The organism is Streptomyces sp. AC602_WCS936 (assembly GCF_019049125.1).
Lineage (GTDB): Bacteria > Actinomycetota > Actinomycetes > Streptomycetales > Streptomycetaceae > Streptomyces.
Genome location: NZ_JAGMUF010000090.1, coordinates 276,562 through 301,739 on the forward strand (window position 1 = coordinate 276,562; position 25,178 = coordinate 301,739).

The 25,178-nt window shown below is 71.5% G+C and carries 26 protein-coding genes; 17 read left to right on the top strand and 9 right to left on the bottom strand.

Going from position 1 to position 25,178, the window contains the following annotated elements:
* The first annotated feature begins 87 nt into the window (after positions 1-87).
* Complete coding sequence (locus tag KUM03_RS26585) at positions 88-783, top strand: TerB family tellurite resistance protein (RefSeq protein ID WP_217252014.1); 696 nt, start codon at positions 88-90, stop codon at positions 781-783.
* On the opposite strand, the gene KUM03_RS26590 is transcribed toward KUM03_RS26585, so the two are convergent.
* Positions 780-1,349, bottom strand: a complete 570-nt coding sequence (locus KUM03_RS26590) for an N-acetyltransferase (protein ID WP_217252016.1) — start codon at positions 1,347-1,349, stop codon at positions 780-782. The genes KUM03_RS26585 and KUM03_RS26590 overlap by 4 nt on opposite strands.
* A 275-nt stretch (positions 1,350-1,624) precedes the next feature.
* On the opposite strand from KUM03_RS26590, the gene KUM03_RS26595 reads away from it, so the two are divergent.
* From KUM03_RS26595 to KUM03_RS26635, 9 genes are all read left to right on the top strand, one after another.
* Positions 1,625-2,395: an SCO2525 family SAM-dependent methyltransferase gene (locus KUM03_RS26595; RefSeq protein WP_217252018.1), complete on the top strand. Its 771-nt coding sequence runs from the start codon at positions 1,625-1,627 to the stop codon at positions 2,393-2,395.
* Between the two features lie 54 nt (positions 2,396-2,449).
* A complete protein-coding gene (locus KUM03_RS26600) occupies positions 2,450-4,294 on the top strand; it encodes an SCO2524 family protein (protein ID WP_217252020.1) in 1,845 nt (614 codons plus the stop codon).
* A gap of 2 nt (positions 4,295-4,296) precedes the next feature.
* Complete coding sequence (locus tag KUM03_RS26605) at positions 4,297-5,214, top strand: SCO2523 family variant P-loop protein (protein WP_217253010.1); 918 nt, start codon at positions 4,297-4,299, stop codon at positions 5,212-5,214.
* Positions 5,211-6,176 (top strand): SCO2522 family protein, encoded by a 966-nt coding sequence (locus KUM03_RS26610; RefSeq protein ID WP_217252022.1) that lies wholly within the window; start codon positions 5,211-5,213, stop codon positions 6,174-6,176. Before KUM03_RS26605 ends, KUM03_RS26610 begins: the two co-directional genes overlap by 4 nt.
* Position 6,177: 1 nt before the next feature.
* Positions 6,178-7,158: an SCO2521 family protein gene (locus tag KUM03_RS26615; RefSeq protein WP_217252024.1), complete on the top strand. Its 981-nt coding sequence runs from the start codon at positions 6,178-6,180 to the stop codon at positions 7,156-7,158.
* Between the two features lie 91 nt (positions 7,159-7,249).
* Positions 7,250-8,365 carry a hypothetical protein gene (locus KUM03_RS26620; protein WP_217252025.1) on the top strand — a complete coding sequence of 372 codons (1,116 nt, stop codon included), beginning with the start codon at positions 7,250-7,252 and terminating at the stop codon, positions 8,363-8,365.
* Between the two features lie 152 nt (positions 8,366-8,517).
* Entirely contained in the window at positions 8,518-10,620 is a 2,103-nt protein-coding gene (locus KUM03_RS26625; RefSeq protein WP_217252026.1) for an MMPL family transporter, read from the top strand.
* 70 nt (positions 10,621-10,690) lie between these two features.
* Positions 10,691-12,004 carry a histidine kinase gene (locus KUM03_RS26630; RefSeq protein WP_308406421.1) on the top strand — a complete coding sequence of 438 codons (1,314 nt, stop codon included), beginning with the start codon at positions 10,691-10,693 and terminating at the stop codon, positions 12,002-12,004.
* The gene (locus KUM03_RS26635) at positions 12,001-12,678 is read left to right on the top strand and encodes a response regulator transcription factor (protein ID WP_217252027.1); all 678 of its coding nucleotides are present in this window, start codon (positions 12,001-12,003) and stop codon (positions 12,676-12,678) included. The genes KUM03_RS26630 and KUM03_RS26635 overlap by 4 nt, the downstream gene beginning before the upstream one ends.
* Here KUM03_RS26635 and KUM03_RS26640 read toward each other — a convergent pair.
* The 4 genes from KUM03_RS26640 to KUM03_RS26655 all read right to left on the bottom strand — a co-directional run bounded on the left by KUM03_RS26640 (position 12,666) and on the right by KUM03_RS26655 (position 16,628).
* Positions 12,666-14,156 carry an alpha/beta hydrolase gene (locus KUM03_RS26640; RefSeq protein ID WP_217252028.1) on the bottom strand — a complete coding sequence of 497 codons (1,491 nt, stop codon included), beginning with the start codon at positions 14,154-14,156 and terminating at the stop codon, positions 12,666-12,668. The genes KUM03_RS26635 and KUM03_RS26640 overlap by 13 nt on opposite strands.
* A gap of 109 nt (positions 14,157-14,265) precedes the next feature.
* A complete protein-coding gene (locus tag KUM03_RS26645; RefSeq protein WP_217252029.1) occupies positions 14,266-14,745 on the bottom strand; it encodes a cupin domain-containing protein in 480 nt (159 codons plus the stop codon).
* 834 nt (positions 14,746-15,579) lie between these two features.
* The gene (locus KUM03_RS26650) at positions 15,580-15,813 is read right to left on the bottom strand and encodes a DUF397 domain-containing protein (RefSeq protein WP_217252030.1); all 234 of its coding nucleotides are present in this window, start codon (positions 15,811-15,813) and stop codon (positions 15,580-15,582) included.
* A complete protein-coding gene (locus KUM03_RS26655) occupies positions 15,795-16,628 on the bottom strand; it encodes a helix-turn-helix transcriptional regulator (protein ID WP_217252031.1) in 834 nt (277 codons plus the stop codon). The genes KUM03_RS26650 and KUM03_RS26655 overlap by 19 nt, the downstream gene beginning before the upstream one ends.
* A 115-nt stretch (positions 16,629-16,743) precedes the next feature.
* Here KUM03_RS26655 and KUM03_RS39080 point away from each other — a divergent pair, with 115 nt between their 5' ends.
* The 5 genes from KUM03_RS39080 (at position 16,744) to KUM03_RS26675 (ending at position 19,620) form a co-directional block, all read left to right on the top strand.
* Positions 16,744-16,950, top strand: a complete 207-nt coding sequence (locus tag KUM03_RS39080) for a hypothetical protein (protein WP_308406422.1) — start codon at positions 16,744-16,746, stop codon at positions 16,948-16,950.
* Positions 16,947-17,177, top strand: a complete 231-nt coding sequence (locus tag KUM03_RS26660) for a hypothetical protein (protein WP_217252033.1) — start codon at positions 16,947-16,949, stop codon at positions 17,175-17,177. The genes KUM03_RS39080 and KUM03_RS26660 overlap by 4 nt, the downstream gene beginning before the upstream one ends.
* Before the next feature lie 22 nt (positions 17,178-17,199).
* Complete coding sequence (gene recO / locus KUM03_RS26665; protein ID WP_217252035.1) at positions 17,200-17,946, top strand: DNA repair protein RecO; 747 nt, start codon at positions 17,200-17,202, stop codon at positions 17,944-17,946.
* 18 nt (positions 17,947-17,964) lie between these two features.
* On the top strand, positions 17,965-18,795 hold the full coding sequence (locus KUM03_RS26670) for an isoprenyl transferase (RefSeq protein ID WP_217252037.1): 831 nt from the start codon (positions 17,965-17,967) through the stop codon (positions 18,793-18,795).
* Between the two features lie 90 nt (positions 18,796-18,885).
* Complete coding sequence (locus KUM03_RS26675) at positions 18,886-19,620, top strand: YoaK family protein (protein WP_217252039.1); 735 nt, start codon at positions 18,886-18,888, stop codon at positions 19,618-19,620.
* On the opposite strand, the gene KUM03_RS26680 is transcribed toward KUM03_RS26675, so the two are convergent.
* The 4 genes from KUM03_RS26680 to KUM03_RS26695 are packed head-to-tail and all read right to left on the bottom strand — an operon-like array spanning position 19,617 to position 22,828.
* Positions 19,617-20,039, bottom strand: coding sequence for a Fur family transcriptional regulator (locus KUM03_RS26680; protein ID WP_217252041.1), 423 nt, complete (start codon positions 20,037-20,039; stop codon positions 19,617-19,619). The two genes, KUM03_RS26675 and KUM03_RS26680, sit on opposite strands and share 4 nt — an antisense overlap.
* A gap of 60 nt (positions 20,040-20,099) precedes the next feature.
* Positions 20,100-21,002, bottom strand: a complete 903-nt coding sequence (locus tag KUM03_RS26685) for a metal ABC transporter permease (protein WP_217252043.1) — start codon at positions 21,000-21,002, stop codon at positions 20,100-20,102.
* Between the two features lie 10 nt (positions 21,003-21,012).
* Positions 21,013-21,783, bottom strand: a complete 771-nt coding sequence (locus KUM03_RS26690) for a metal ABC transporter ATP-binding protein (RefSeq protein WP_217252044.1) — start codon at positions 21,781-21,783, stop codon at positions 21,013-21,015.
* A gap of 49 nt (positions 21,784-21,832) precedes the next feature.
* A complete protein-coding gene (locus KUM03_RS26695; RefSeq protein ID WP_217252046.1) occupies positions 21,833-22,828 on the bottom strand; it encodes a zinc ABC transporter substrate-binding protein in 996 nt (331 codons plus the stop codon).
* A 170-nt stretch (positions 22,829-22,998) separates the two neighbouring features.
* Between KUM03_RS26695 and KUM03_RS26700 the strand changes: the two genes are divergently transcribed.
* Together KUM03_RS26700 and KUM03_RS26705 are read left to right on the top strand one after the other, a co-directional pair.
* Positions 22,999-24,381 (top strand): glycine--tRNA ligase, encoded by a 1,383-nt coding sequence (locus KUM03_RS26700; protein WP_217252050.1) that lies wholly within the window; start codon positions 22,999-23,001, stop codon positions 24,379-24,381.
* A 176-nt stretch (positions 24,382-24,557) separates the two neighbouring features.
* Positions 24,558-25,178 (top strand): LysE family translocator, encoded by a 621-nt coding sequence (locus KUM03_RS26705; RefSeq protein ID WP_217252055.1) that lies wholly within the window; start codon positions 24,558-24,560, stop codon positions 25,176-25,178.

Here is a 25,178-nt window from a genome sequence, read left to right on the forward strand (position 1 = left end):
CTCCTCCTGGGTACTGACTCCACGTCGGTGATGTGGCTAACATCACGCCAGCGCGACGATGCTGTCGCGCGGTTACGGAGGTGCGACGTGCTGCCAGGACGGGGACGAAACGGCCGAGCTGCCCGGCTGCCACGCATCCTGGGCACCCGCACCGCGTGGACGCCCGTCGGCGACGGTGAGTTCTTCTGCCCCGGCTGCGGGGGCGACCGCAACTACCAGCGCCTGACCGGCCGCCGCCGCTTCACCCTCCTCGGCGTCCCCGTGCTGCCGCGCGGCGAGTCCGCGCCGACCGTCGAGTGCGCCGCCTGCCGCGGCCACTACGGCACCGACGTCCTCGACCACCCCACCACCACCCGCTTCTCCGCGATGCTCCGCGACGCCGTGCACACCGTCGCCCTCGCCGTCCTCACGGCGGGCGGCACCTGCTCCCGCACCTCGCTGGAGACGGCCGCCGTCGCGGTGCGCGCGGCCGGCTTCGAGGACTGCGACGAGGACCAGCTGAGCGCGCTGGTGGAGGCGCTGGAGGCGGACACCGGCCGGGTCCGCGGCGAGCCCTGCGTGCCCGGCCTGGCCATAGAGCTGCACGAGGCGCTGGACCCGCTGGCCCCGCACCTCGCCACCGTCGGCCGCGAGTCGATCCTGCTCCAGGGCGCCCGCATCGCGCTCGCCGACGGCCCCTACACCCCCGCCGAACGCGACGCCCTGGCGACGGTCGGCGCGGCCCTGACCATCTGCTCCGACGACGTGACCCGCCTGCTGGAGTCGGCGGGCACGCCTTCCTAGGGAAGAGCCCCCTCCGGCATTCCCGAATCGAGGTTCAGCCGCATGATCTGGCGGTGCGCCCCCGGCCCGAAGTAGTCCGGGCGCAGGCCGCCGTCGGGTTCCTCCGGGCGGAAGCCGAGGCCCCGGTAGAGGAAGATGGCCGCGAGGTTGGCGGGCTCCACGGTCAGGCGCACCACCCGTATGCCGTCCCGGCGCAGCCGGTCCAGCACCTCCGTCATCAGCTCCCGGCCCAGGCCGTGGCGCCGGCGGTCCGGCGTCACGCACAGCCCGAGTATCCAGCTGTCCGCGCCCAGCGCCCGGGTGCCCGCCAGCACGTAGCCGCGCAGCCGGCCGGTGCCGTCGTCCAGCACCAGGAAGTGCTCCTCGTACATGTCGAAGAGCTGGCGCAGCAGGAAACCGGGGTAGGCGAACTCCTGGAAGACCTCCTCGTCCAGCCGCCTCAGCTCGGGCAGGTCTGCCTCGCCGGCCGTGCGCAGGACCAGGGGCGGGTCGTCCGGACGGTGAGTACCGGGGTCCGTGAGCCGGTCGTGGTGGTCGAGGGAACGTTCCAGCGGTTCGGCGGTCATGCAACCCCCCAGTCGGGACACGCGAGGTCAACTCGACGGATGCGCTGTTCACACGTTGGAGTGCGGGCCTTCGTATGGCGGCCGGAGACTCCTTCTGGCTACAGTGAGCGTCCAACTTCCCCCGTGCAAGGGCGAGTTAGGGTGTGCGACGATGCGCCCGACGTGCGCCCGGCGGACAGGGCTCGCGTGTTTCAGGCTCTTCGGCACGTCGTGGTGGCTTACCTTGCACGGCACTGAGGCTTGTCCGGAACCGGAAGAAACGCGGCAGGGTGACTATGGATCGCAACGCCGACGCACCGTGGTCGAAGTTCGATCCAGAGGTGTACGTCGACAACAACTACCGGACGCCGCTCGAGGTCGACCTCCTCATCGTCCGGCTGATGCGCGACTGGTTCAGCCGCTGCTTCACGGAAGCCGGAAGCGGAGCCACGGCCGTCCCCGGCACGGTCCGGGGCATCGACGTCGGGGCCGGCGCCAACCTGTACCCCGCGCTCTCCATGCTCCCCTGGTGCGAGAAGGTGCTGCTGCTGGAGTACGCGCGCCCGAACGTCGAGTACCTGGAGCGGCAGACCTCCTCCGACGGCTACGACACGGCGTGGGACGCGTTCTGGGACGAGCTGAGCGAGGCCCCGGCGTACGCCGCGACCGAGCCCAGGAGCCGGTTCGGCGAGATCGTCCGGGTGGAACGCGGCAACCTCTTCGACCTGGAGGACGGCAGCCGCCGCTGGGACCTCGGCACGATGTTCTTCGTCGCCGACTCGATGTCCGAGTGCGCCGACGAGTTCCACCGGGGCGTGCGCTGCTTCATGAACGCGCTGAGCGACGGCGCTCCGTTCGCCACCGCTTTCATGAAGGAATCGGTCGGCTACCGCGTCGGAGACCACGACTACCCGGCCTACCGGGTGAACGAGGACCAGGTCAGGGAGAGCCTGGAGCCGTTCACGGGAGAGCTGGAAATCCACGATCTGCACCACATGGTGCGGCCGGGACACGAGGGAATGATCCTCGCCCTGGGACGGCGCAATGCGGTGGTTGCCGCCCCGTAGGAACGGGGACCATGCTGAACACAGGGCAAGCGGATCTGTACGAGGGGTGCGGGGATGCAGATCAAGCCACGCCAGCATCTGCTGGACATCTGGCAGGCCATGGCCCGTCATTCGTTCGACGACGGGAAACTCGTCTGGGGGGACACCGACGGGCTGAGCAGCGTCGCGGACGCCGAACGCCTGCTGTGCCTGCTCTACCCGGCCACCGAGGTACCCGCCTTCCGGCTCGACCAGCCGGACACCACCGAACGTGACGTGCTGCGCGCCCTCGACCGGGTCGGCAGCCGCCTGGAGATCCCGCCCAACCTGATCACCGCGCTGACCCAGTTCATGCGCACCCACACCGGCACGGACGACAGCCCCACCTTCTCCGGCGGGCACTACTTCCGCCCCGGCGAACCCGACGGCCGGATCACCCACGAACAGGCCCAGCTGGGCGTGGTCGACTCCTACTCCATGTCCGTCACGCTCTGCCTCGCCACCCTCGGCTTCCTCAAGGTCTACGAGACCACCACCACCCGCCCCGAGGTGCACAGGTCGATCGCCGAGCTGCGCGATGCGACCAACGCCCGGCTGACCGCCGCCATGGTCAGCCTGCTGCGCTCCTTCACCGTCAACGTCTTCGACGCCGAGTCCGAGCAGGGCAGGAGACTGATCCAGGTCGTCGGCCAGGGCAGACAGTCCGACCGAGCCGTCCTCCAGCAGTTCTCCCGCCGGTTACGTCCCCTGCGCGCCACCATCATCGAGAGCCTCTCGCGCGGCATCGAGGTCGACGAGGGCATCCGCGACGAGAGCCAGCTCTTCGAGTGCGGCTGGGCCTGGGGCATCGTGCAGGACGCCCCCGAGGTCACCCACCTGACCGCACCGGTCCCCGGCCAGCCCGCCGGGATCGCCGACCGGCTGCCCTACGTGTACTTCACCGTCGTCGCCCTCGACGGCATCCAGGACCTGTTCTCCGACCGCACCCTCACCCTCGGCCTGCTCGACGAGGACCAGCAGAAGCTCGCGGAAATGCTGCGCCTGCGCTGGGAACTCAGCCAGCAGTACTGGTCCGCGATCGCCCGCTTCGGCACCGAACGCTGGCCCCTGGAGGACCTGCCCTGGCAGACCACCGGACTGCAACTGGAGTCCGAGTACTTCTCCCTCACCGTCGCCGCCATCCTCGTCCACGACCTGGTCCGCCGGAAGGCCACCGACGACGACCTCACCCGCACCGTCGCCGTCATGGAACGCCTCGCCGACCGCGGCCGGGTCACCAGCCGGATGACCAGGAACGACCCCACCATCACCTTGCACAACCCCGGCGTCACCATGCCGCTCGCCGGGTCCGAGCGCAGCGGCGGGCAACTGCTGTGGCGGATGCGGGACTTCTCCGCCCAACTCCTCAAGCGGATCATCCAGCTCGCCGAGCTCTCCCGGAACATCGGCGCCCAGGACCGGCTGCTGCGCCTCGCCGAGCAGGCCTTCGAGCACCTGTGGTCCCGGCGGATCGACGACGAGGACGGCGCCGGCCTCTGGGACGACGTCCAGGCCGTCTACCCCGACGCGCACCACGCCGAGCTGCGCATGTCGTGGAGCATGACCGAGCGCGTCACCGAATGCCTCGTCGCCGCCCGCAACCTCTACGAACAGCAACCCATCCGCAGCCCCGAACTCGCCGAGCTGGCCCGTGAACTGCTCAGCGAGGCCACCCACCTGTTCGGCAAGGAGCAGCTGGAGGCGTCCGCCGCCGCCGACGGCAGCAGAGCCCGGGCCATGCGCAGCATCGAGAACCGCCTCGACCACGCCCGCGGCCTCGTCGACGAGCGTCCCGCCACCGCCTTCGCCCTCGCCCTGCCCGTCCTCCAGGAACTCGACACCCTGGCCCAGGCCCGGGGCGCCGCCGCACAGGAGGTGTGAGCGTGCTCGTCTTCGCGGCCTCCGACAAGGGAGGCACCGGACGCTCGGTGACCAGCGCCAACCTGGCCTACCAGCGCGCCCTCACCGGCGACCACGTGGCCTACGTCGACTTCGACTTCGGCTCGCCCACCGCCGCCGCCGTCTTCGACGTGCCCGGCGCGATGCGCGGCACCGAGGAACACGGCCTGCACTCCTACCTGGAGGGCGAGGTCGCCGAACCGGCCCGGATCGACGTCTGGCGGCAGACCGAGCACCCCCTGCTGCGCGCCCGCCCCAACCAGTCCGGCCGCCTCGTCCTGCTGCCCGGCGACGCGGGCGGCGGCGAGTTCGCCGTCGGCGAGGAGGCGCTTCAGCGGTGCATCGACCTGCTGCTGCGGCTCAACGGCGAGTTCGACGTCACCGTCGTCGACCTCAGCGCCGGCCGCAGCTACGCCGTCGACATGGTCCTCGCGGCCACCGCCCACCCCCGGATGCGCAACGTCCCCTTCCGCTGGCTCGTCTTCCACCGCTGGACCCGGCAGCACGTCATCGCCGCCTCCGGCCTGGTCCACGCCCCGCACGGCATCATCGGCGGCGGCGTCGAACGCGGCCACGACAAGGCGACCCTCCAGGCCGCGATCCGCTTCGTGCGGGCGGCCGTACCCGACCCCGAGTCGCCGCTGTGGTCCCAGGGCTCGCCCGCCCAGGCCGCCTGGATGCAGGCCTGCGACGAGGCACTGCGCCGGCTCGCCGCCGAGCAGCGCATCGGCGACAGCGTGGTCCTCGGCACCGTGCCCCTCGAACCCATACTCCAGTGGCGCGAGCAGCTGATCACCGAGGAGGACGTCCTCGCCACCCAGATCGCCAACAAGGAGACCCTGGAGGCGCTGGAGGAGATCGCCCGGCGCCTGACGGACGACGCGCACTGGGGGCGGCCGTGACGGACGCAGTCTTCCGCGAGACGGCCGCCGAGCCGCGCAACCGGTCGGTGCCGCTGGCCCACCTCTCCCTGGAGCTGGGCCACCTCTACATGGAGGACTTCGAGGCCGGACCGGAACGCCTGCGCCGCCACTTCGCCGAAGTACGCCCGTGGGCGGAGGCGGCCCGCGCCGCCGCCACCGCCCGCACCGGCGGCAAACGCGCCCGGATCAGCACCTGCTTCCTCATCGACGACTACTTCACCCGCTTCTCCACCCCCGCCGAAGTCGTCCCCATGCTCCTCGCCGAGGCCGAGCGGGCCGGGCTGAGCGTCGACTACCTCGCCCGCGAGTCCGGATGCGCCGTCACCGGAAAGGTGCCCGTCGCCGAGGCCGTCGCCGGCCGCATCGTCGAGTCGCCGCCGCCCGGCAGCCACGGCCTGCGCCCGCCCGCCGCGCAGACCGGCTGGCTGGCCAACGGCGAGCGCAGCCCCGTCGCCCGCGCCCCGCAGGCCATGAAACGGGCCGTCCCCTGGCAGCCGCCGCACGAGACCGCCGCCCGCCGCCACTCCGTCTTCCTCGACGCCGAACTGTGGAGCGACGACGCCGAAGGGCACCGCACCTGGTCCTGCCCCTTCCTCGCCGCCGTCTGGCAACTCGCCCGCCTCGGCCTCCTGCGCAACGACGGCGAGCCCGTCCTCGCCCCCCAGCCGCACACCACCACCGGCTTCCCCGAAGACTGGGACGAGCTGCCCACCCTGCTGAAGCTCAACGACCGCGCCGACCCCTTCGCCGCCTACCGCACCTGCTCCGTCCTGCCCACCCGCTTCCTCCCCGTGGAGCACGCCGTCCGCGTGATCCTCGACCAGACCGAGGTCGACCCCGGGGCCCTGGAGCAGGTCGCCGAGCGCTCCGGCCGCGAACGCACGCCCGTCCCCGACTCGGTCGCCGACCGCGTCTCCTACGTCTTCTACCCGGGGCACTGACATGGCGCCGCGGCAGGACACCCCGCGCGCCGTACTCGCCTGCGGTGAGATCCGCACCTGCCTGCTGCCCGCCCGGCAGGCCCTCGACGTCCGGGCCGCCGCCCAGCTCCTGGCCCTGCGCGCCGACGAACGCGTCCTGACCTCCGAGCGCCCCGGCCTCTACGCGCGTTCCCCCGACACCCTCACCGGCGTCGACTGCCCGCTGCCCAGCGCCAACGGCGCCCGCGTCCGCGCCGTCGGCACCGTCGCCGCCCGCGCCGCGCTCACCGAGGGCCGCGTCCTGCAGACCTCCGCCCGCCTCCAACTGCCCGCCACCGGCCCCGACCAGCGGCGCCCCTGGGGCGAGTACCTGGTGCGCCCGTCAGTCGTCGAACCCCTCGGCAAACTCCCCCACGAGGCGGTCGCGCAGGGCGTGCTCGACGGGCCGCGCCACGGCGACCTCGACGCCGGACTGATCGCCGACGGCCTGCTCACCCGACTCCTGCGCCACCCCCTGCTCGACCAGAACCCGCCCTTCCGCTCCCGCCCCACCCGCCTCCGCTGGGCCGCCCTGCCCGCACACCCCGACGAGGGCCCCGCCCTCGAACGCTTCACCCTCGCCGAGGACGAAGTACGCACCGTCCGCCTCCGCGTCCCCGAAGGAACCCCCGTCGCCGACCTCGCCGCACTCTGCGAGGACCTCGCCCTGCACGACTGGCTGCTCACCACCGTCGTCCGCATGCTCGACGGCGTCCGCCTGGGCACGGGCACCGCCCGGGACACCACCGCCGTCGTCCGCACCCTGGGCCCGGCCGTCGACCACCTGCTGCACCTGTGGATGCCCCGCGCCAGGGTCTCCCCCGAACTGGCCCCGCTGTGGGACCCGCTGGAGGAACGCCCCGGCTTCACCCGGCAGTGGCGCACGCTGGTGCAGCGCATCCGCGACCAGCTCACCCTGCACGCCATTCCCGCACCGCACCGGGAGGTGGAAGCGGTCCCCTGACCGGCCGCCGGCGCCTCCCACGCACATCCCCGCACCCGGGCCACCCGGTCCATCCCGACCCGACGCGTATCCCAACGGGGGGAGAAGCGAGATGAGCACGGCACAGTCACCCCGACCCGACGACAACGACACGAACCGACCGCCCGGCCTGAGGGGCGAGTCCCCCTGGGCGCGCATGCTGCTGACCGCCCTGGTCGTCGGCGGCCTCTTCTGGAGCGTCACGGCCCTGCTGAGCCCGGACGACGGCACCCTGCGGCAGTTCGCGGCCGCCGTCCTCTGCGCGGGCGCGGCACTGCTCGTCCAGTACGTCCTCGGCCTGGCCCCGCACCCCGGACACGCACGCCTGGAGGAGCACACCCAACGGGTGGAGAGCGCGCTGGCCGAGAACACCGCCGCCGTACGGGAGGGCCTGACCCGCTACGACGACGAACTGAAGACCGGCCTGACCCGGCACACCCAGGACGTGAAGCAACTCGTCGAGACCCACGTCACCCAGGTCGACCACGGACCGGCGCCCGCCGAGCCCCGCCCCCTGGACCCGGTCCGTATCGACAGCGTGCCCGACCTGGCCAAGGGCTTCGCCGACGTCCTGCTGCCGGAACCGTCCATCCTGCACACCTTCGTCCACATGGAGATGGCGCGGGTCGTCGGCCACATGGCGGACCTCACCAACCTCAGCGCCGAGTGCCCCGGCGAGAACCACGACTGGATGCTCACCCTCACCCGCGCCGCCGAGCACTCGATCTGCGCCACCAGCACGTCCGTCGACCGGTTGTTCTGGAACAGCGAACCGGCCGGCCGCTACCTCGACGCCCAGCAGGCCGCGATCGACGAACAGGGCGTGACCGTACGCCGTCTGTTCCTCCTGGAGAGCGCCCGGGAACTCGACGACCGGCTGCTGCGCCTGTGCGAGGAGCAGGAACTGCGCCGCATCGACGTACGCGCCGCCGTCCTGCCCGAACTGCCCCCGCACCTCCAGCGCGGCACCACCAACGACTTCATCCTCTACGACGAGGAGGTGTCCTTCGAGATCGAGCAGGACCTGCGCGACGTCAACGTCCGCACCCGGCTCACCGCCCGCCAGGAGTACGTACGGGACCGGCTCAAACGCTTCCGGGAACTCTGGGACGCGGGCATGGGCCTGCGCGAGCTGGAGGTACGGGTGGACGCCGAGGAGGACGGCAACTGGATGGTCGACCGGGCCTGACCGGCCGCCCGGTTACTCCCCGGGGAGTACGGGCGCCCGCCTGTCACCCGGGGCAGTAGCCGCCGACTCGCCCTCGGGCCCGACGCGACGGCGCCCCGCCGCCGGAAGTCTGGAGACACCGAACCAGACATCCGACCGGAGGAGACCGTCCCATGGGGGCAGCAAGGACACACGGGGAGACACGGGGGAGGACGCGCGGCGGGCGGCGCCGGGCCCTGCCGTGGCTGGTGCTCGGCCTGTGGATCGCCGTACTGGCGATCGCCGCGCCGTTCGCGTCGAAACTGTCCGACGTGCAGCGCGACCGCGCCGTCGACTACCTGCCGGCGAGCGCCGACTCGACCCAGGTGGCGAAGATCCAGGACCGGCTGCCCGGCGGCGAGGCCACCGAAATGGTCGTCGTCTACCACCGCGACACCGGCCTGACCGCCGCCGACAAGGCCACCGCCGCCGGCCAGATCGCCGAGATCGCGTCCGCGCACCCGCTCACCGACCGCCCGGCCGGCATCCCGTCCAAGGACGGCACCACCCTCATGTACCCGGTCGCCAGCACCGAGCCCGGCCAGGACGAGGAGGCCCGCGACGCCCTGGTCAACGCCGTACGGGACATCGCCGAGGGCGGCGACGGTCTGAGCGCCGACGTCGGCGGCGCGGGCGCCCTCGCCACCGACGCCTCCGAGGTCTACAACTCCCTCGACGGCCCGCTCCTCTACACCACCGCCGCAGTCGTCGCCCTCCTCCTCATCCTCATCTACCGCAGCCCGTTCCTGTGGCTGGTCCCGCTCGCCGTCGCCGGAATCGCCGACTACCTCTCCATGGGCGTCGCCTACGGCCTCAACCAGTGGTTCGGCACCTCGGTGTCCGGCCAGAGCTCGGGCATCATGACCATCCTGGTCTTCGGCGTCGGCACCGACTACGCGCTGCTGCTGGTCTCCCGCTACCGCGAGGAACTGCGCCGCATCGAACGCCCCCACGACGCCATGCTCGCCGCCCTGCGCGGCTGCGGCCCCGCCGTCCTCGCCTCCTCCGGCACCGTCGCCGCCGGCCTGCTCTGCCTGCTCGCCGCCGACCTCAACTCCAGCCGGGGCATGGGCCCCCTCGGCACCGTCGGCGTACTGTGTGCGCTGGCCGCCATGCTCACCCTGCTCCCCGCGATCCTGGTCCTGCTGGGCCGCCGCGTCTTCTGGCCCCTCGTACCCCGCTACGGCAGCACGCCCAAGGCCCGCAAGTCGCTGTTCACGGCGATGGGCGGCTCCGCCGAACGCCGCCCCCGCGCGGTCCTGGTGGGCGGCGCCCTCCTGCTCGGCGCACTCGCCCTCGGCTCGCTCAACCTCCCCGGCAACCTCAAGCAGGAGGACACCTTCACCTCCAAGCCCGAGGCCATCGCCGCCATGGAGACCCTTGCCGCCGCCTACCCGGAGCGCGGTACCCAGCCCATCACCGTCATCGCCCCCACCGACCGCGCCGAAGCCGCCCTCACCGAGGCCCGCGACACACAGGGTGTGGTGAGCGCCGAACGGGGCCGCAGCGGCGACGGCTGGACCGAACTGACCGTCCTGGCCTCCGCCCCGCCCCAGTCGGCCGCAGAGACCGCCACCATCGAGGACCTGCGCGACCGCCTCGACGGCTCCTACGTCGGCGGCCCCAGCGCCCAGCAGATCGACCTGGAGGACACCAACGCCCGGGACACCGTCATCGTCGTCCCGCTGGTGCTGCTGTCGGTCCTGCTGATCCTCGTCGTCCTGCTCCGCTCCCTGGTCGCCCCGCTGATCCTGGTCGCCGCCGTGGTCGCCGTGTGGGGCGCGGCCCTCGGCATCGCCGGCCTGACCTTCGGACCGCTCCTCGGCTTCGAGGGCACCGACCCGGGCCTCGGCCTGCTGTCCTTCGTCTTCCTGGTGGCCCTGGGCGTCGACTACGGCATCTTCCTGATGCACCGCATGCGCGAGGAGTCCCTCAACGGCGCCGAACCGACGCGGGCCGCCCTCACCGCGCTGCGCACCACGGGCGGCGTCATCGCCTCCGCCGGGCTGGTGCTGGCGGCCACCTTCGCGGTGCTCACCAGCATGCCGATGGTCCAACTCGTCGAGCTGGGCTTCGTCATCGCCGTCGGCGTCCTCCTCGACACCTTCCTCGTCCGCACCTACCTGGTCACCAGCGCGAGCGTCGCCCTGAACCGCCGGGTGTGGTGGCCGGGCCGCCTCTCCCGGGCACCTCAGAAGCCTGCACCGGCCGGCGAACGGGAGCCCGTCGGTGTCTGACCCGGCACCGCACGACCGGAGTGCGCCCCTCCCCTCCCGGAGGGGCGCACCCCTCGCGCAGGATGGGCGGGTGCAGGCAACCACTCCCACCACCCCGCCACCGCCGTCCCGGCCCCGCATCGGCGAGCGGATCATGGCCGCCATCAACCGCGACCCGTCCGCCGCCCCGCACGCCGACCGTAACGACACGATCCTCGCCGCCGTACTCTTCACCGCGGCGGCCTGCATCGCCCTGCTCACCGACGAGGGCCGCCGCCCCGACGCGCTGGGCTGGGCCCTCCTGCTCGCCGGCCACGCGCCGCTGGCACGGCGCAGGCGCCGCCCCATGCTGATCTTCTGCCTGGTGGCCCTCCCGGTCGCCTTCTTCCACGCCCTCGACCACAACCACTCCGCGCCCGTCCCCGCGACCATGGTGGCGCTCTACACCATCGCGACGACCGGCACCGTGCGCCGCACCCTGGCCACCGGCGGCACCGTCATCGGTGTGGGGCTGCTCATGAACGCCCTCACCAACCCCGAGGGCATGGTCGAACTGCTCCGGATCACCGGCTGGGTCGTCGCCGTCCTCTTCTGCGGCATCGACGTCCGCTACTACCGCCAGTACGTCGCCTCCATCGTCGAACGCGCCGAACGCGCCGAACGCACCCGCGAGGAGGAGGCCCGGCGCCGCGTCGCCGAGGAACGCCTGCGGGTCGCCCGGGACCTGCACGACCTGCTCGCCCACAGCATCACCCTGATCGGCGTGCAGACCTCCGTCGCCGCCCACGTCCTGACCGCCGACCCCGAGCGCCTGGACCGCGCCGCCGTCGCCAAGGCCCTCGACGACATCGCCGAGACCTGCCGGTCGGCGCGCGGCGAACTGCGCACCACCCTGGAGGTCCTGCGCGCCCAGGACGTCCCCGACGCCCGCGGCGCGCTGCCGGGCCTGCACGGCCTGCCCGACCTGGCGGAGGCGGCGCGCCTGGCCGGAGCGAGCGTGGACCTGTCGGTACGGGCCGACGACGTCCCGCCCGCGGTCGGCGCCGCCGCCTACCGCATCGTGCAGGAGGCGCTGACCAACGCCGTACGCCACGCGGGACCCGAACCGTGCGTCCAGGTCGAGGTGTGCGCCGAGCTGGGCGCCCTGCGCCTGTCCGTCACCGACGACGGCACCGGCCCCGACCCGGCCGGCACCCCGGGTTTCGGCCTGGTCGGGATGCGTGAGCGGGCCCGCAGCGTGGGTGGCACACTCGACGCCGGGCCGCGCGGCGGAGGCGCCGGCTTCGAGGTGACGGCCGTACTGCCGACGCCCGCCCAGCCCCTGACGACGACCGCCACCACACCGACCACCACGCCGACCACCACGCCGACCACGACGACGATCACCGCGGAGAGAGCCGGATGACCATACGCGTACTGCTCGCGGACGACCAGAACCTCGTCCGGGCCGCGTTCGCCCTGCTCGTAGCGTCCGCCCCCGACATGGAGGTCGTCGGCGAGGCGGGCACCGGCCGTCAGGCCGTCGAACTGGCCCGCACCGAACGCGCCGACCTGGTCGTCATGGACATCCGCATGCCCGACCTGGACGGCATCGAGGCGACCCGCCTCATCGCGGCCGACGAGGACCTGGCGGGCGTGAAGGTACTCGTCCTCACCACCTACGACACGGACGAGAACATCGTGGACGCCCTGCGAGCGGGCGCCTCCGGCTTCCTGGTCAAGGACACCAGGCCCGCCGACCTTCTCGACGCCATCCGCACGGTGACGGCGGGCGACGCGCTGCTGTCACCCGGCCCGACGGCCCGCCTGATCGAACGCTTCCTGCACAGCCCCGCGGCGCTGGTGGCGGGCGGTGACGGCCCCGACTGCCTGTCCGACCGGGAACGGCAGGTCCTCACCCTCGTCGCCCGGGGCCTCAACAACACGGAGATCGCCGACTCCCTGGGCCTGAGCCCCCTCACCGCGAAGACCCACGTCAGCCGCATCATGGGGAAACTGGGCACCCGGGACCGGGCCCAACTGGTCATCGTGGCCTACGAATCGGGCCTGGTGACGCCCGGCACTGCTCAGCGGCAGTAGAGGTCCGAGTCCGGCCGATCGCCGGTCGCCAGGAAGCGGGAGACGACACGGTCGCCGCAGGCGTTGCCGTTGGCGAGGTAGGCGTCGTGGCCGGTGGAGTCCACGGTGACCATGACCGCCCGCCGCCCGAGTGCCTCCCGCATCCTCAGCGCGCCGGCCAGCGGGGTGGCGACGTCCCGCTCGTTCTGCACGAGCAGGATGTTGGACGGGCCGTGGTCGGTGATCCGTACCGGCGCCTCACGCGGCGGGTACGGCCAGGCGGCGCAGAGCATCGCGTTGCGGGGCATGCCGGCGGTGAGCGGGTACTTGGCGCGGCTCTCGGCGACGCCCTTCTCGTACACGGCCTGGGACTTGGGCCAGGCGATGTCGTTGCAGAGCGTCCCGGCGCCCACGGCGGCGACGTTCTGCAGCACCTCCTCGGGCGGCGCTGCGGGCGCCGGGGGCACGGTGCCCCGCCGCGCGGCCCGTATCAGCTCGGCGAGCGCCGGGTAACGGCTGGGCCGGTAGAGGCCGTCCAGCATCGCCTGGCGCAGCACGTTGCCGTTCAACTCCTCCGGGTTGGCGCCGGGCCACGGGATCGGCTCACGGTCGAGCCGCGCGGCGAGGCGCAGGAACATCGGCCGGACATCGGCGGCCCTGCGCGCCAGGCGGTCCGGGTTGCCGGGTCGCGAAGCCCATGCCGCGAAGTGCGGGAAGGTGTCCTCGACGCCCTGTTCGTGCCCGGCCAGCCAGGCGCGGGCGACGCGGGTGGGGTCGGGGTCGTCGACGCTGTCCAGCACGATGCGGTCGGTGCGGTGCGGGAAGAGCTGCGAGTAGACCGCGCCGACGTACGTCCCGTACGAGACTCCCCACGCGGAGATCTTCCGCTCGCCGAGCGCGGCACGGATGCGGTCGATGTCGCGGGCCTCGTTGGCGGTGCTGAGGTGCTTCATCAGCTCGCCGCCGTTGCGTGCGCAGGCGTCGGCCATGCGGCGGGCGGTGGCCATGTTCCCGTCCACCGAGCCGTCGGGGGCGGGCCAGGGGCGGAGCATGGAGGTCGCGAGGTCGCCGTACTCCAGCCCGCAGGTGACGGGGGTGGACGGGGCGAGCCCGCGCGGTGCGAAACCGATGAGGTCGTGGGTGTCGCGGACCCGCTGCGGCAGCTTCTGCCCTTTCCGCGACGGATCATTGAGGCTGGAGCCGCCCGGTCCGCCGGCGATGAGTAGCAGGGCGCCGCGCCGGGCGTCCGGATTCTCGGCGGGGATGCGGGAGACGGCGATGTCGATCCGTGGACTGTCGGGATCGGCGTAGTCCATGGGGACCTGGAGGGTGGCGCACTGCTGACGGGGGTCGACGGCGGCGCCCTCGCAGTCCGCCCAGGCGAGGGGCTCGGCCGGGACTGCGGTCGTGGCGGTGGCGGCGGGCGCGGTGATGCCGAGGAGGGCGGTGGACACGCCGACGACGGCGGCGTTGCGGAGGAGTCGCGTGCGTTGTGTCATGCGACGAGCCTCGCGGATGTCCAGCGCCCTCCCCATCCGGGCTACTCCCGGAAAAGTATGGGGGGTTACCCCAGTCCTCCGAGTCGGGGTAGGCCCCGACCCCGACCCGTCAGACGAAGAAGCTGTCGTGTTTCACCTGGAACTCCCGAAGCTCCTCGCCGCCCCGCTGCGCGAACTCGGCGACCCGCTCGAAGTACTCCTCGCGCGGGGCGCCCGGCGAGAAGAGCATCAGCATGGAGACGGGGTCGTCGCTGTCGTTCTTGAAGGCGTGCAGTCCACCGACCGGCACGTACAGGAAGTCTCCCTGCCGCCCGGTGACCCAGCGCTCGCCGTTGTACAGCTCGACCTCGCCGGAGAGGACGTAGAAGGATTCGGAGATGCTCCGGTGGAAGTGCGTCTTGGCGCCGGGCGCGTTGGGGCCCATGTCCACCTTGTACAGCCCGAACTCACCCCCGGTGGAGGTGTGGCTCGCGAGGTAGTGGGTGGTCGTGCCGTTGGGGGCCACGATGTCGGGCGGGGTGTCGGCGGCTCTGAACACGGCATTGATCTCGCCCTTCTCGCCGAGGTAGCGCGGCTCCGGGTACGACATGGGGTGCCCCCTTTGTTCGTTGCGGTCTGTGGGGCAAGTCTGGCGCACAGGCGTGTTGTTGAGTGGCCGTGGGGCCGCCCGCTTCTTGGCGAGTGTCGTGCTTCCGCGAGCCGAGTAAAGGGCGCTACGCGTCGCCTTCGGCGATGGGCCTGCGGCCCACCCTTGACTCGGCTCGCTCCAGCACGGGTGAGAAGCGTGCGGGCGGCCGGGGAGAACGGGTGGCCCGGGTCCGCCGGTCCCTTACGCCGGCTGCGTACGCGTCCGGCGTGCGGGGGCGCGTCCGCGTCTCGCCAGCACGCCGGGCGGGCTTAGCGGCTTTCGGTGGTGGGTGGTGCGCTCCGGCTCCGGTGGCGGCACGCCGGGCGGGCTTAGCGGCTTTCGGTGGTGGGTGGTGCGCTCCGGCTCCGGTGGCGGCACGCCGCGCCGTCTCGGCGACCGACGGCCGGGGGGTTGGGGGGTGGTCTCGGAAATGGATGACACTTTGGGTCGAAGTGTCATCCGTTTTCGAGAGGTGTGTCCCCGGGGGGCCTTGCTTGGGCCGTACTGCCCGTCCGGCGTTGGCCGCCGAGACGGCGTGGCGTGCCGCCACCGGGGCTGGGGCGTCGTGTGTGACCGTACCGTCCACTCACCGTTGGCCGCTGAGCCGAGGCGGCGTGCTGGCGAGGCGCGAGCGCGTTCCGCTGTCGCCGGGTGCGTACGCAGGGGGCGGTTGATCGTGAACCGGGCTCGGCCACCCGTTCTTCCGGGCCGCTCGCTCGCTTCTGACCCGTGGTGGAGCGAGCCGAGTCAAGGGTGGCCCGCAGGGCCATCGCCGAAGGCGACGCGTAGCGCCCTTTACTCGGGTCGCGGAGGCACGACACTGGCAAGGAAGCGGGCGGCCCCAACGGTGCGTACAAACTCCGTCCAGGCCACCGACCCCACGACGACCACCGGCCCGGCAGCCACCTTGCTGTCCCGGACCGGTACGACGCCGGGGAAGTCGTACGCGACCTCGACGCAGTCGCCGCCTTGGCCGTTGCTGTAGCTGCTCTTCGTCCAGCGGGCGTTGCTCAGGTCGAACTCGCGCATCGTCTGAAGTCCTCCGCCGCCGAGTCGATCAGGGCCAGGGACGCCTCCGGCGACAGCGCGGCGACCCTGAGCAGATCGTATGTGCGCTGAGTGTGCATCACCACGGCTGGAGCATCGATGAGCGTCCCCGAATACTCCGTCTCTGTATAGGCGACCGGGGGCGCGTCTTCGAAGTTCATGAGCTTCAGCATCCCGCCCATCGCCGCGTGCGCCCCCGCCCCGTACGACAGCACCGTCACCACCGCCGAGCGCTCCCGCATCAGCCGCGCCACATGCTCCAGTTGCGCCGCCATCGCCAGCGGCCCGCCCACCGGAATCCGCAGCACGTTCTCATGCAACGTCACCCAATACTCGGGCCGTGTAGCGTCGTCCAGGATCAGCGACCGCTCCAGGCGGGCGGTGACGATCTCGTCGACGTAGGAGTCCGGCTTGAACGGATTCGCGGCGATCGTGACCGCGCGTGCGTAGTCCCTGGTCTGGAGCAGCCCGGGAACAACCGTCGGGGCGAACTCGCAGATCCGCGTGGCCAGCCGCTCCAGCTCCACCACATGGGCGAAGTAATCCGCGTACCTCGGATCATCAATCAGCTTCCGGCACAGCCGCTCGAAAATACCGTCGGTTTGTAGCGCCTCGTCAATCCGCTGAGCAACGTCCAGCTGCGGCTTGCGAATTGCCTGTTCGAACTGCCCGATGTATCCGCCGGACACGAAAACCCGTGACCCCAGCTCCACTTGCGTGATTCCCGCATCCTCACGCCGGCGTTTCAGTTCCGTCCCGAAGAACTCCCACGCCGCTTGCCGTGAACCATTGGCCATAACCAACCCCTTGGCACTGACCCGCACTTGTAGTGCAGAGACTCCGACCGAGTGTAGTCACGACAAGGCATTCTGGGGACACGAAGAGTGAAACCGTAAAGGCAAGGGGAACACGGTGAAGGCACCACACTCGGCGCTCTGCGTCGAAGAAGCGGAGGACACGGTGGAAGAATTGCGCGCGGCGCTCGCGAAGGCCGGAATTACTCTCCCCTCCCTCGGGCTCGACCCGGTGAGTCTTGCGCGGGAGGCACCTTGTCCGCTCATCGAATTGGGACGGTGTTCCGTCGAGACCGCGCAGCGTCTCGCGGCGGCGCTGCGATGACGTACCCGTACCCGTACCCGCCCGTCGGGGCCTACGCCATCGACACCCGCACCGGACGCGTAGGACTCGTCATGGGCCACGAGGGCCCGTACGTGCAGATGCGGCCGTACGGCGGCGGGCGGGAGTGGGACGCCGAGCCGGGTGACGTACGCCACGCCACCCCCGCGGAGCGCCTCAGCGCTGCGACGGCGTACACGAACGCCAGAAGCCGGGGCGAGGTGCCCTGACGCATGGGCGAGAATGGTCGGCATGAGTCTGTTCCGCGACGACGGCATCGTGCTGCGCACCCAGAAGCTGGGTGAGGCGGACCGGATCATCACGTTGCTCACGCGCGGTCACGGACGCGTACGCGCCGTGGCGCGCGGGGTGCGGCGGACGAAGTCGAAGTTCGGGGCGCGGCTGGAGCCGTTCTCGCACGTGGACGTGCAGTTCTTCTCGAAGGGCAGCGAGCTGGTGGGGCGCGGGCTGCCGCTGTGCACGCAGAGCGAGACCATCGCGCCGTACGGCGGTGGGATCGTGACCGACTACGCGCGGTACACCGCCGGGACGGCCATGCTGGAGACGGCCGAGCGGTTCACCGACCACGAGGGCGAGCCGGCGGTTCAGCAGTACCTGCTGCTGGTCGGCGGGCTGCGGACGCTCGCCCGGGGCGAGCACGCGCCGAATCTGGTGCTGGACGCGTTCCTGCTGCGCTCGCTGGCCGTGAACGGGTACGCGCCGACCTTCGGGGACTGCGCGAAGTGCGGCCTGCCCGGTCCGAACCGGTTCTTCTCGGTCGGATCGGGCGGTACCGTCTGCGCCGACTGCCGGGTGCCCGGCAGCGTCGTACCCTCGCCGCAAGCCCTGGAACTGCTCGGCGCGCTGCTTGCGGGAGACTGGGGCACGGCGGACGCGGCCGAGCCGCGCTACGTCCGGGAGGGGAGCGGACTGGTCTCCGCCTACCTGCACTGGCACCTGGAGCGGGGACTGCGTTCCCTGAGGTACGTCGAGAAGTAGAAGTAGGAGAGAACTGAGATGGCCGTACGCGGGATCCTGGGGCGGCAGCGCCGGGAGTACAGGACGCCGGAGCCGCACCCGTCCGGCGCGCGGCCTCCGAAACTCGGCGAGCTGGTCCCCGAGCACGTGGCGATCGTCATGGACGGCAACGGGCGCTGGGCCAAGGAGCGCGGGCTGCCGCGCACCGAGGGGCACAAGGTCGGCGCCGAGCGGGTGTTGGACGTGCTCCAGGGCGGCATCGAGATGGGCGTGAAGAACATCTCGCTGTACGCGTTCTCCACCGAGAACTGGAAGCGGTCGCCGGACGAGGTGCGCTTCCTGATGAACTTCAACCGGGACTTCATCCGCAAGTCCCGGGACCAGCTCGACGAGCTGGGCATCCGCGTGCGCTGGGTGGGGCGGATGCCCAAGCTGTGGAAGTCGGTGGCCAAGGAGCTCCAGGTCGCGCAGGAGCAGACCAAGGAGAATGACCGGCTCACGCTGTACTTCTGCATGAACTACGGCGGGCGGGCCGAGATCGCCGACGCGGCGCAGGCGCTCGCGGAGGACGTGCGGGCCGGGCGGCTCGACCCGTCGAAGGTGAACGAGAAGACGCTCGCGAGGTACCTGTACTACCCGGACATGCCGGACGTGGACCTGTTCCTGCGGCCGAGCGGCGAGCAGCGGACGTCGAACTACCTGCTCTGGCAGAGCGCGTACGCCGAGATGGTGTTCCAGGACGTGCTGTGGCCCGACTTCGACCGGCGCGACCTGTGGCGGGCCTGCCTGGAGTTCGCCTCCCGCGACCGGCGCTTCGGCGGGGCCATCCCCAACGAGGAGCTGCTCGCCATGGAGGGCAAGCAGGCCTAAGGGCTTGTCCGGTGCGGCGGCCGGGTGCTTCGGGGGCGTGTCCCGTGCGGGGTGCGGTGAGCGGCTGGGCACGCTGCTCATGCTGGCGCCATGTCCGAGCCCTCCGCCGCCCCGCCCGACGTCCGGCGTACGGCCGTCATGACCGTGCTCACGGTGCTCGCGGGTGCCGTGGACGCCGTGAGCTTCCTGACCATGGGCAAGGTCTTCTGCGCGCTCGCGACCGGCAACGTGCTCTTCATGTCGTTCGCGCTGGCGGGGGAGGGGGACGTTCCGGTGGCGCGGCCCGCGACGGCCATCGGCGCGTTTGTGGCGGGGGCCGCGCTGGGGGCCGTGCTGCTGGCATGGCTCGCGGGGCGCGGGCGGGCCTGGTTCGCGGCCGGGCTGGCCGGTGAGGGGCTGCTGCTGGTCCTGGCCGGTGCGGTGGCCCTCGGGCGGCACGGCACCGGGCCCGCGGGGGCCGGCGGGTCGGACCTCGTGGTCGTCGGGACGGTCGCGCTCGCCATGGGGCTGCGCGCCTCCACCGCGCTGCGCGTGCACGTGCCGGGGATGCCGACGCTGCTGAGCCAGACCGCGATCGCGCAGCTGGTCAACGATGTCCTGCGGCGGCCGCACGCGCTCCTGCGCGGGATGTCCGGGCCGCAGCGGCTCGCCAGAGCGCGGTGGACGGCCACTGTGGCCGGGATCTTCGTCGGCGGCGTGCTGGGCACCCTGCTGCTGGTGCCGCTGGGCACCGGACGGGCGCTGCTCGTGATCGCCGCGGTCGTGCTGCTGCTCGCGGCGGGGAGTCTCGCGGCACCTTGGAAGGTGCCGGTCTCGTCGTCCTAGGCCTTCCGCTCTCCGGCCGCGCAGTCCGCGCAGGTGCCGAAGATCTCCACCGTGTGGGCCACGTTGACGTAGCCGTGCTCGGCGGCGATGGCCTCCGCCCACTTCTCGACCGCGGGTCCCTCGACCTCGACGGCCTTGCCGCAGGTGCGGCAGACCAGGTGGTGGTGATGGTCGTCGGTGGAGCAGCGGCGGTAGACGGACTCGCCCTCGGCGGTGCGCAGGACGTCGACCTCGCCGGCGTCGGCGAGGGACTGCAGGGTGCGGTAGACCGTGGTGAGCCCGACCGAGTCGCCCTTGTGCTTGAGCATGTCGTGGAGCTCCTGCGCACTGCGGAACTCCTCGACCTCCTGCAGTGCCGCCGACACGGCGGCCCGCTGCCGGGTGGCGCGGCCCTTCACGGGCGGTCCAGCGGTCGTCACCGGGTTCCTCCTCACGTCTGCGGCTTGCCGGGCCATTGTGCCAGTCCGGCCCGCCGGCAGTCAGACGCCGATCTCGTCCCCGGCCCCCCGAGTGGCCGGAATCTTGCACTCCGCCGGATCGGCGGTGGGCTGTGCCGCGGTGGCGGCCCGCGCGCGTCGCCTCGCCAGCGGCGCGGCCAGCGCGGTCAGCAGGACGAACGCGCCGATGGTGAGCAGCACGATCGTCGCGCCGGGCGGCACGTCCTGGTAGTACGACGTGACCGTGCCGCTGATCGTCACGGTGACGCCGACGGCGACGGAGACCGCGAAGGTGGCGGCGAAGGACCGGGTGAGCTGCTGGGCGGCGGCCACCGGGACCACCATCAGCGCCGACACCAGCAGCAGTCCGACGACGCGCATCGCGACCGTCACGGTCACGGCGGCGGTGACGGCGGTGAGCAGGTTCAGCGCGCGCACCGGCAGGCCGGTGACCCGGGCGAACTCCTCGTCCTGGCTGACCGCGAACAGCTGGCGGCGCAGGCCGATAGTGACGAGGACCACGAAGGCGGCCAGCAGGCAGATCGCGGTGACGTCGGACTCGCTCACCGTCGACAGGGAGCCGAAGAGGTACGAGGTGAGGTTGGCGTTGGAGCCGCCCGGCGCGAGGTTGATGAACATCACGCCGCCGGCCATGCCGCCGTAGAAGAGCATGGCGAGGGCGATGTCGCCGCGCGTCTTGCCGTACCAGCGGATCAGCTCCATGAGGACCGCGCCGAGGACGGAGACCAGGGTCGCCATCCACACCGGGGACCAGGTGAGCAGGAAGCCGAGGCCGACGCCGGTCATCGCCACGTGGCCGATGCCGTCGCCCATGAGGGCCTGGCGGCGCTGGACCAGGTAGATGCCGACGGCGGGGGCGGTGATGCCGACCAGGACGGCCGCCAGCAGCGCCCGCTGCATGAAGGCGTAGTTCAGGATTTCCATCGGGGCCTTCTCAGCTCAGCAGTCCGGTGCGGATCGGTTCGGCGCCCGCCGGCGCGTGCGGGTGTACGTGGTCGTGGCCGGGCAGGGCGTGCTGGCCGACGGCCTTGGGCGGCGGGCCGTCGTGCGTGACGCAGCCGTCGCGGAGCACCACTGCTCGGTCGATCAACGGCTCCAGGGGGCCGAGTTCGTGCAGTACCAGCAGGACGGTGGTGCCGGCCGCGACCTGCTTCCTGAGCGTTTCGGCCAGTACCTCCTGGCTGGCCAGGTCGACGCCCGCCATCGGCTCGTCCATGATCAGCAGCTCGGGTTCGGCGGCGAGCGCGCGGGCGATCAGCACCCGCTGGTGCTGGCCGCCGGAGAGGGCGTTCACCGAGTCCTTGGCACGGTCCGTCATGCCGACCAGGTCGAGGGCGCGGCGTACGGCCTCGCGGTCGGCCTTGCGCAGGACGCCGAAGCGGGCGCGGGAGAGGCGGCCGGAGGAGACCACCTCGGTCACCGTGGCGGGGACGCCGCCCGCGGCCGTGGTGCGCTGCGGGACGTAGCCCACCCGCGCCCAGTCGCGGAAGCGGCGCCGCGGGGTGCCGAACAGGTCGACCTCGCCGGCCGTGACGGGCACCTGGCCGATGACCGTGCGCACGGCCGTGGACTTGCCCGAGCCGTTGGCGCCGAGCAGCGCCACGACCTCGCCGCGGCCCACGGTGAGGTCGATGCCGCGCAGGACGGGGCGCGAGCCCAGCTCGGCGCGGACGCCGCGCAGGGAGATGACAGGCTCGTCGCTCACGATGCCTCCGTAACGATCGGAACGCTCGTCGGAGCGCTCAGCGGAGCGCTCACTTGGCGCCGAGGGCGGCCTCGAGCGCCTTGAGGTTGGACTGCATGACCTCGAAGTAGTCGTCGCCCTTCGACTTGTCGGTGATGCCCTCCAGCGGGTCGAGCACGTCGGTCTTCAGGCCGGCGTCCTTGGCGAGGGTCTTCGCGGTCTCGCCGGACACCAGTGTCTCGTAGAAGACGGTGGTGACGCCGTCGGCCTTGGCCTCGTCCTGGAGTTCCTTGATCCGGGCGGGGCTGGGCTCGCTCTCCGGGTCCAGGCCGTTGATGGCCTCCTGCGTCAGGCCGTAGCGCTCGGCGAGGTAGCCGAAGGCGGCGTGGTTGGTGAAGAAGACCTTGGTGTCGGTGTTCGCCAGGCCGTCCTTGAACGAGGTGTTCAGGTCGGCCAGCTTCTTCGTCAGCGTCTCCGCGTTCTTGCGGTAGTCGGCGGCGTTGTCCGGGTCGGCCTTCTCGAAGGCCTTGGCGACGCCCTCGGCGACCTCGGCGTACTTCACCGGGTCCAGCCAGATGTGCGGGTCGCGGGCGTGCTCCTCCTCTTCGGAGTGCGCCTCTTCGGAGTGCTCCTCGGCCGCGTGCTCCTCGCCCTCGTGGCCGTGGCTGTGGTCGTGCTCGACGTTCCCGTGGTCCTCGAGCTTCGTCAGCGTGGCCGCGTCGATCTTGGTCTTCACGTCGGACTGGGCGATCGCCTCGTCCACGGCGGGCTGGAGCGCCTTCAGGTAGAGCACCGCGTCCGCCTCGCCCATCTGGGCGGTCTGCTTGGCGCTCAGCTCCAGGTCGTGCGGCTCCTGGCCGGGCTCGGTGAGGGTGGTGACGTTCACGTGGTCCCCGCCGATCTGCTCGGCGAGGAACTGCATCGGGTAGAACGACGCGACGACGTCGAACTTGTCCGTGTTGCCCGCCGCCGCGCTGTCGCTGGAGCAGGCCGAGAGGGTCCCGAGGCCGAGTGCGGCGGCCGCGGTGACTGCTATGCCGGATATGTGACGTCGTCGTACGTTCATGGCATTCATTTTCAACAAATATGGAAACCGTTGTCAACTAACGGCCGGTACGTCGGGAGATCGTCGAAGGGGAGCCCCGATTTGGCCGAGGGGCGGCCCACGCCGGTAACCTGAAGCATTCTCTGGAAGCATCTCGCTTCGTCGCCCGTCGTCGTAATGAAGAGAGCACCGTGGCCGCCGACAAGATCGACACCATCGTCAGCCTGAGCAAGCGCCGTGGCTTCGTATTCCCGTGCAGTGAGATCTACGGCGGTCAGCGCGCCGCCTGGGACTACGGTCCGCTGGGTGTCGAGCTCAAGGAGAACCTCAAGCGCCAGTGGTGGCGCTACATGGTCACCTCGCGCGAGGACGTCGTCGGTCTCGACTCGTCCGTGATCCTGGCCCCCGAGGTCTGGGTGGCCTCCGGCCACGTCGCCACCTTCACGGACCCGCTGACCGAGTGCACCTCCTGCCACAAGCGGTTCCGCGCGGACCACCTGGAGGAGGCGTACGAGGAGAAGAAGGGCAAGGCCCCGGAGAACGGCCTCGCCGACCTCAACTGCCCCAACTGCGGCAACAAGGGCACCTTCACCGAGCCCAAGCAGTTCTCGGGCCTGCTCTCCACCCACCTCGGCCCGACCCAGGACAGCGGCTCCGTCGCCTACCTGCGGCCCGAGACCGCGCAGGGCATCTTCACCAACTTCGCCCAGGTGCAGACCACCTCGCGCCGCAAGCCGCCGTTCGGCATCGCCCAGATGGGCAAGTCCTTCCGCAACGAGATCACGCCCGGCAACTTCATCTTCCGCACCCGCGAGTTCGAGCAGATGGAGATGGAGTTCTTCGTCAAGCCGGGCGAGGACGAGAAGTGGCAGGAATACTGGATGGAGCAGCGCTGGAACTGGTACACGGGCCTTGGTCTCCGTGAGGAGAACATGCGCTGGTACGAGCACCCGGCCGAGAAGCTCTCCCACTACTCCAAGCGCACCGCCGACATCGAGTACCGCTTCTCCTTCGGCGGCAGCGAGTGGGGCGAGCTGGAGGGTGTCGCCAACCGCACCGACTACGACCTCTCCTCGCACGCCAAGGCCTCCGGCCAGGACCTCTCCTACTTCGACCAGGAGGCCGGCGAGCGCTGGACGCCGTACGTCATCGAGCCGGCGGCCGGTGTCGGGCGCGCGATGCTCGCCTTCCTGCTCGACGCGTACATCGAGGACGAGGCGCCGAACGCCAAGGGCAAGCTGGAGAAGCGGACCGTGCTGCGGCTGGACCCGCGCCTGGCGCCGGTGAAGGTCGCGGTGCTGCCGCTGTCCCGCAACCCGGAGCTGTCGCCGAAGGCGAAGGGGCTCGCGCAGGCGCTGCGGCAGAACTGGAACATCGAGTTCGACGACGCCGGGGCGATCGGGCGCCGGTACCGGCGCCAGGACGAGATCGGTACGCCGTTCTGCGTGACGGTGGACTTCGACACGCTGGACGACAACGCGGTGACCGTGCGGGAGCGGGACACGATGAAGCAGGAGCGTGTGTCGCTGGACCAGATCGAGGGGTACCTCGCTTCTCGGCTCGTGGGCTGCTGAACGTCGGTTTGCGTTGCCGTACCAGGGGGCTCCGCCCCCTGGACCCCCGGGCCTTCGCCCACCCACCACCCGACTCGGTCGGGGGAGGGGTGGGCGTCTCGGTTCGTGATTGGCCCCCGATGGAGGATCCCGAGTGGTCCTCTGTCGGGGGCCGTCGCCTTGTCAGGGTGGTGGTCATGAGCATCGCGTTTCTGCTGACCACCCTCGTGGTCGTCGCGACCCCCGGCACCGGGGTCGTCTACACCCTCGCCGCCGCCCTCTCGCGCGGGCGCCGTGCGAGTGTCGTCGCCGCCCTCGGGTGCGCGCTCGGGATCGTGCCGCACCTGCTGGCCACCGTCACCGGCGTCGCGGCGGTGCTGCACGCCAGTGCCACCGCCTTCCAGATCCTCAAGTACGCCGGTGTGGCCTACCTGCTGTACATGGCGTGGGCCACCCTCCGCGACAAGGAGGCGCTCGTGGTCGCGGGGGAGGACGCGGCGGCCGGGCCCGTTCCGGCGGGGCGGGTGATCCTGCGCGGCGTGCTGATCAACATCCTGAACCCGAAGCTGACCCTGTTCTTCTTCGCCTTCCTGCCGCAGTTCGTGGACCCGGCCGAGGCCGGCGCCCTGCCGCGGATGCTGCTGCTGGGCGGGGTGTTCATGCTGGTGACGTTCGCCGTGTTCGCCGGGTACGGGGTGCTGGCCGCGTCCGTGCGCAACCACGTCATCTCCCGGCCGAGGGTGATGGCGTGGCTGCGGCGGAGCTTCGCGGGGTCCTTCGTGGCGCTGGGGGCGAAGCTGGCGTTCACGGCGCGGTGA

What these genes read in the sequence shown, in the direction of transcription:
- KUM03_RS26640 (WP_217252028.1), bottom strand. Translation starts at nt 14,156, where the DNA reads ATGACACAACGCACGCGACTCCTCCGCAACGCCGCCGTCGTCGGCGTG.
- KUM03_RS26590 (WP_217252016.1), bottom strand. Translation starts at nt 1,349, where the DNA reads ATGACCGCCGAACCGCTGGAACGTTCCCTCGACCACCACGACCGGCTC.
- KUM03_RS26670 (WP_217252037.1), top strand. Translation starts at nt 17,965, where the DNA reads ATGGCCGTACGCGGGATCCTGGGGCGGCAGCGCCGGGAGTACAGGACG.
- KUM03_RS26660 (WP_217252033.1), top strand. Translation starts at nt 16,947, where the DNA reads ATGACGTACCCGTACCCGTACCCGCCCGTCGGGGCCTACGCCATCGAC.
- KUM03_RS26635 (WP_217252027.1), top strand. Translation starts at nt 12,001, where the DNA reads ATGACCATACGCGTACTGCTCGCGGACGACCAGAACCTCGTCCGGGCC.
- KUM03_RS26615 (WP_217252024.1), top strand. Translation starts at nt 6,178, where the DNA reads ATGGCGCCGCGGCAGGACACCCCGCGCGCCGTACTCGCCTGCGGTGAG.
- KUM03_RS26685 (WP_217252043.1), bottom strand. Translation starts at nt 21,002, where the DNA reads ATGGAAATCCTGAACTACGCCTTCATGCAGCGGGCGCTGCTGGCGGCC.
- KUM03_RS26705 (WP_217252055.1), top strand. Translation starts at nt 24,558, where the DNA reads ATGAGCATCGCGTTTCTGCTGACCACCCTCGTGGTCGTCGCGACCCCC.
- recO (WP_217252035.1), top strand. Translation starts at nt 17,200, where the DNA reads ATGAGTCTGTTCCGCGACGACGGCATCGTGCTGCGCACCCAGAAGCTG.
- KUM03_RS26645 (WP_217252029.1), bottom strand. Translation starts at nt 14,745, where the DNA reads ATGTCGTACCCGGAGCCGCGCTACCTCGGCGAGAAGGGCGAGATCAAT.
- KUM03_RS26600 (WP_217252020.1), top strand. Translation starts at nt 2,450, where the DNA reads ATGCAGATCAAGCCACGCCAGCATCTGCTGGACATCTGGCAGGCCATG.
- KUM03_RS26695 (WP_217252046.1), bottom strand. Translation starts at nt 22,828, where the DNA reads ATGAACGTACGACGACGTCACATATCCGGCATAGCAGTCACCGCGGCC.
- KUM03_RS26625 (WP_217252026.1), top strand. Translation starts at nt 8,518, where the DNA reads ATGGGGGCAGCAAGGACACACGGGGAGACACGGGGGAGGACGCGCGGC.
- KUM03_RS26620 (WP_217252025.1), top strand. Translation starts at nt 7,250, where the DNA reads ATGAGCACGGCACAGTCACCCCGACCCGACGACAACGACACGAACCGA.
- KUM03_RS26650 (WP_217252030.1), bottom strand. Translation starts at nt 15,813, where the DNA reads ATGCGCGAGTTCGACCTGAGCAACGCCCGCTGGACGAAGAGCAGCTAC.
- KUM03_RS26655 (WP_217252031.1), bottom strand. Translation starts at nt 16,628, where the DNA reads ATGGCCAATGGTTCACGGCAAGCGGCGTGGGAGTTCTTCGGGACGGAA.
- KUM03_RS26675 (WP_217252039.1), top strand. Translation starts at nt 18,886, where the DNA reads ATGTCCGAGCCCTCCGCCGCCCCGCCCGACGTCCGGCGTACGGCCGTC.
- KUM03_RS26595 (WP_217252018.1), top strand. Translation starts at nt 1,625, where the DNA reads ATGGATCGCAACGCCGACGCACCGTGGTCGAAGTTCGATCCAGAGGTG.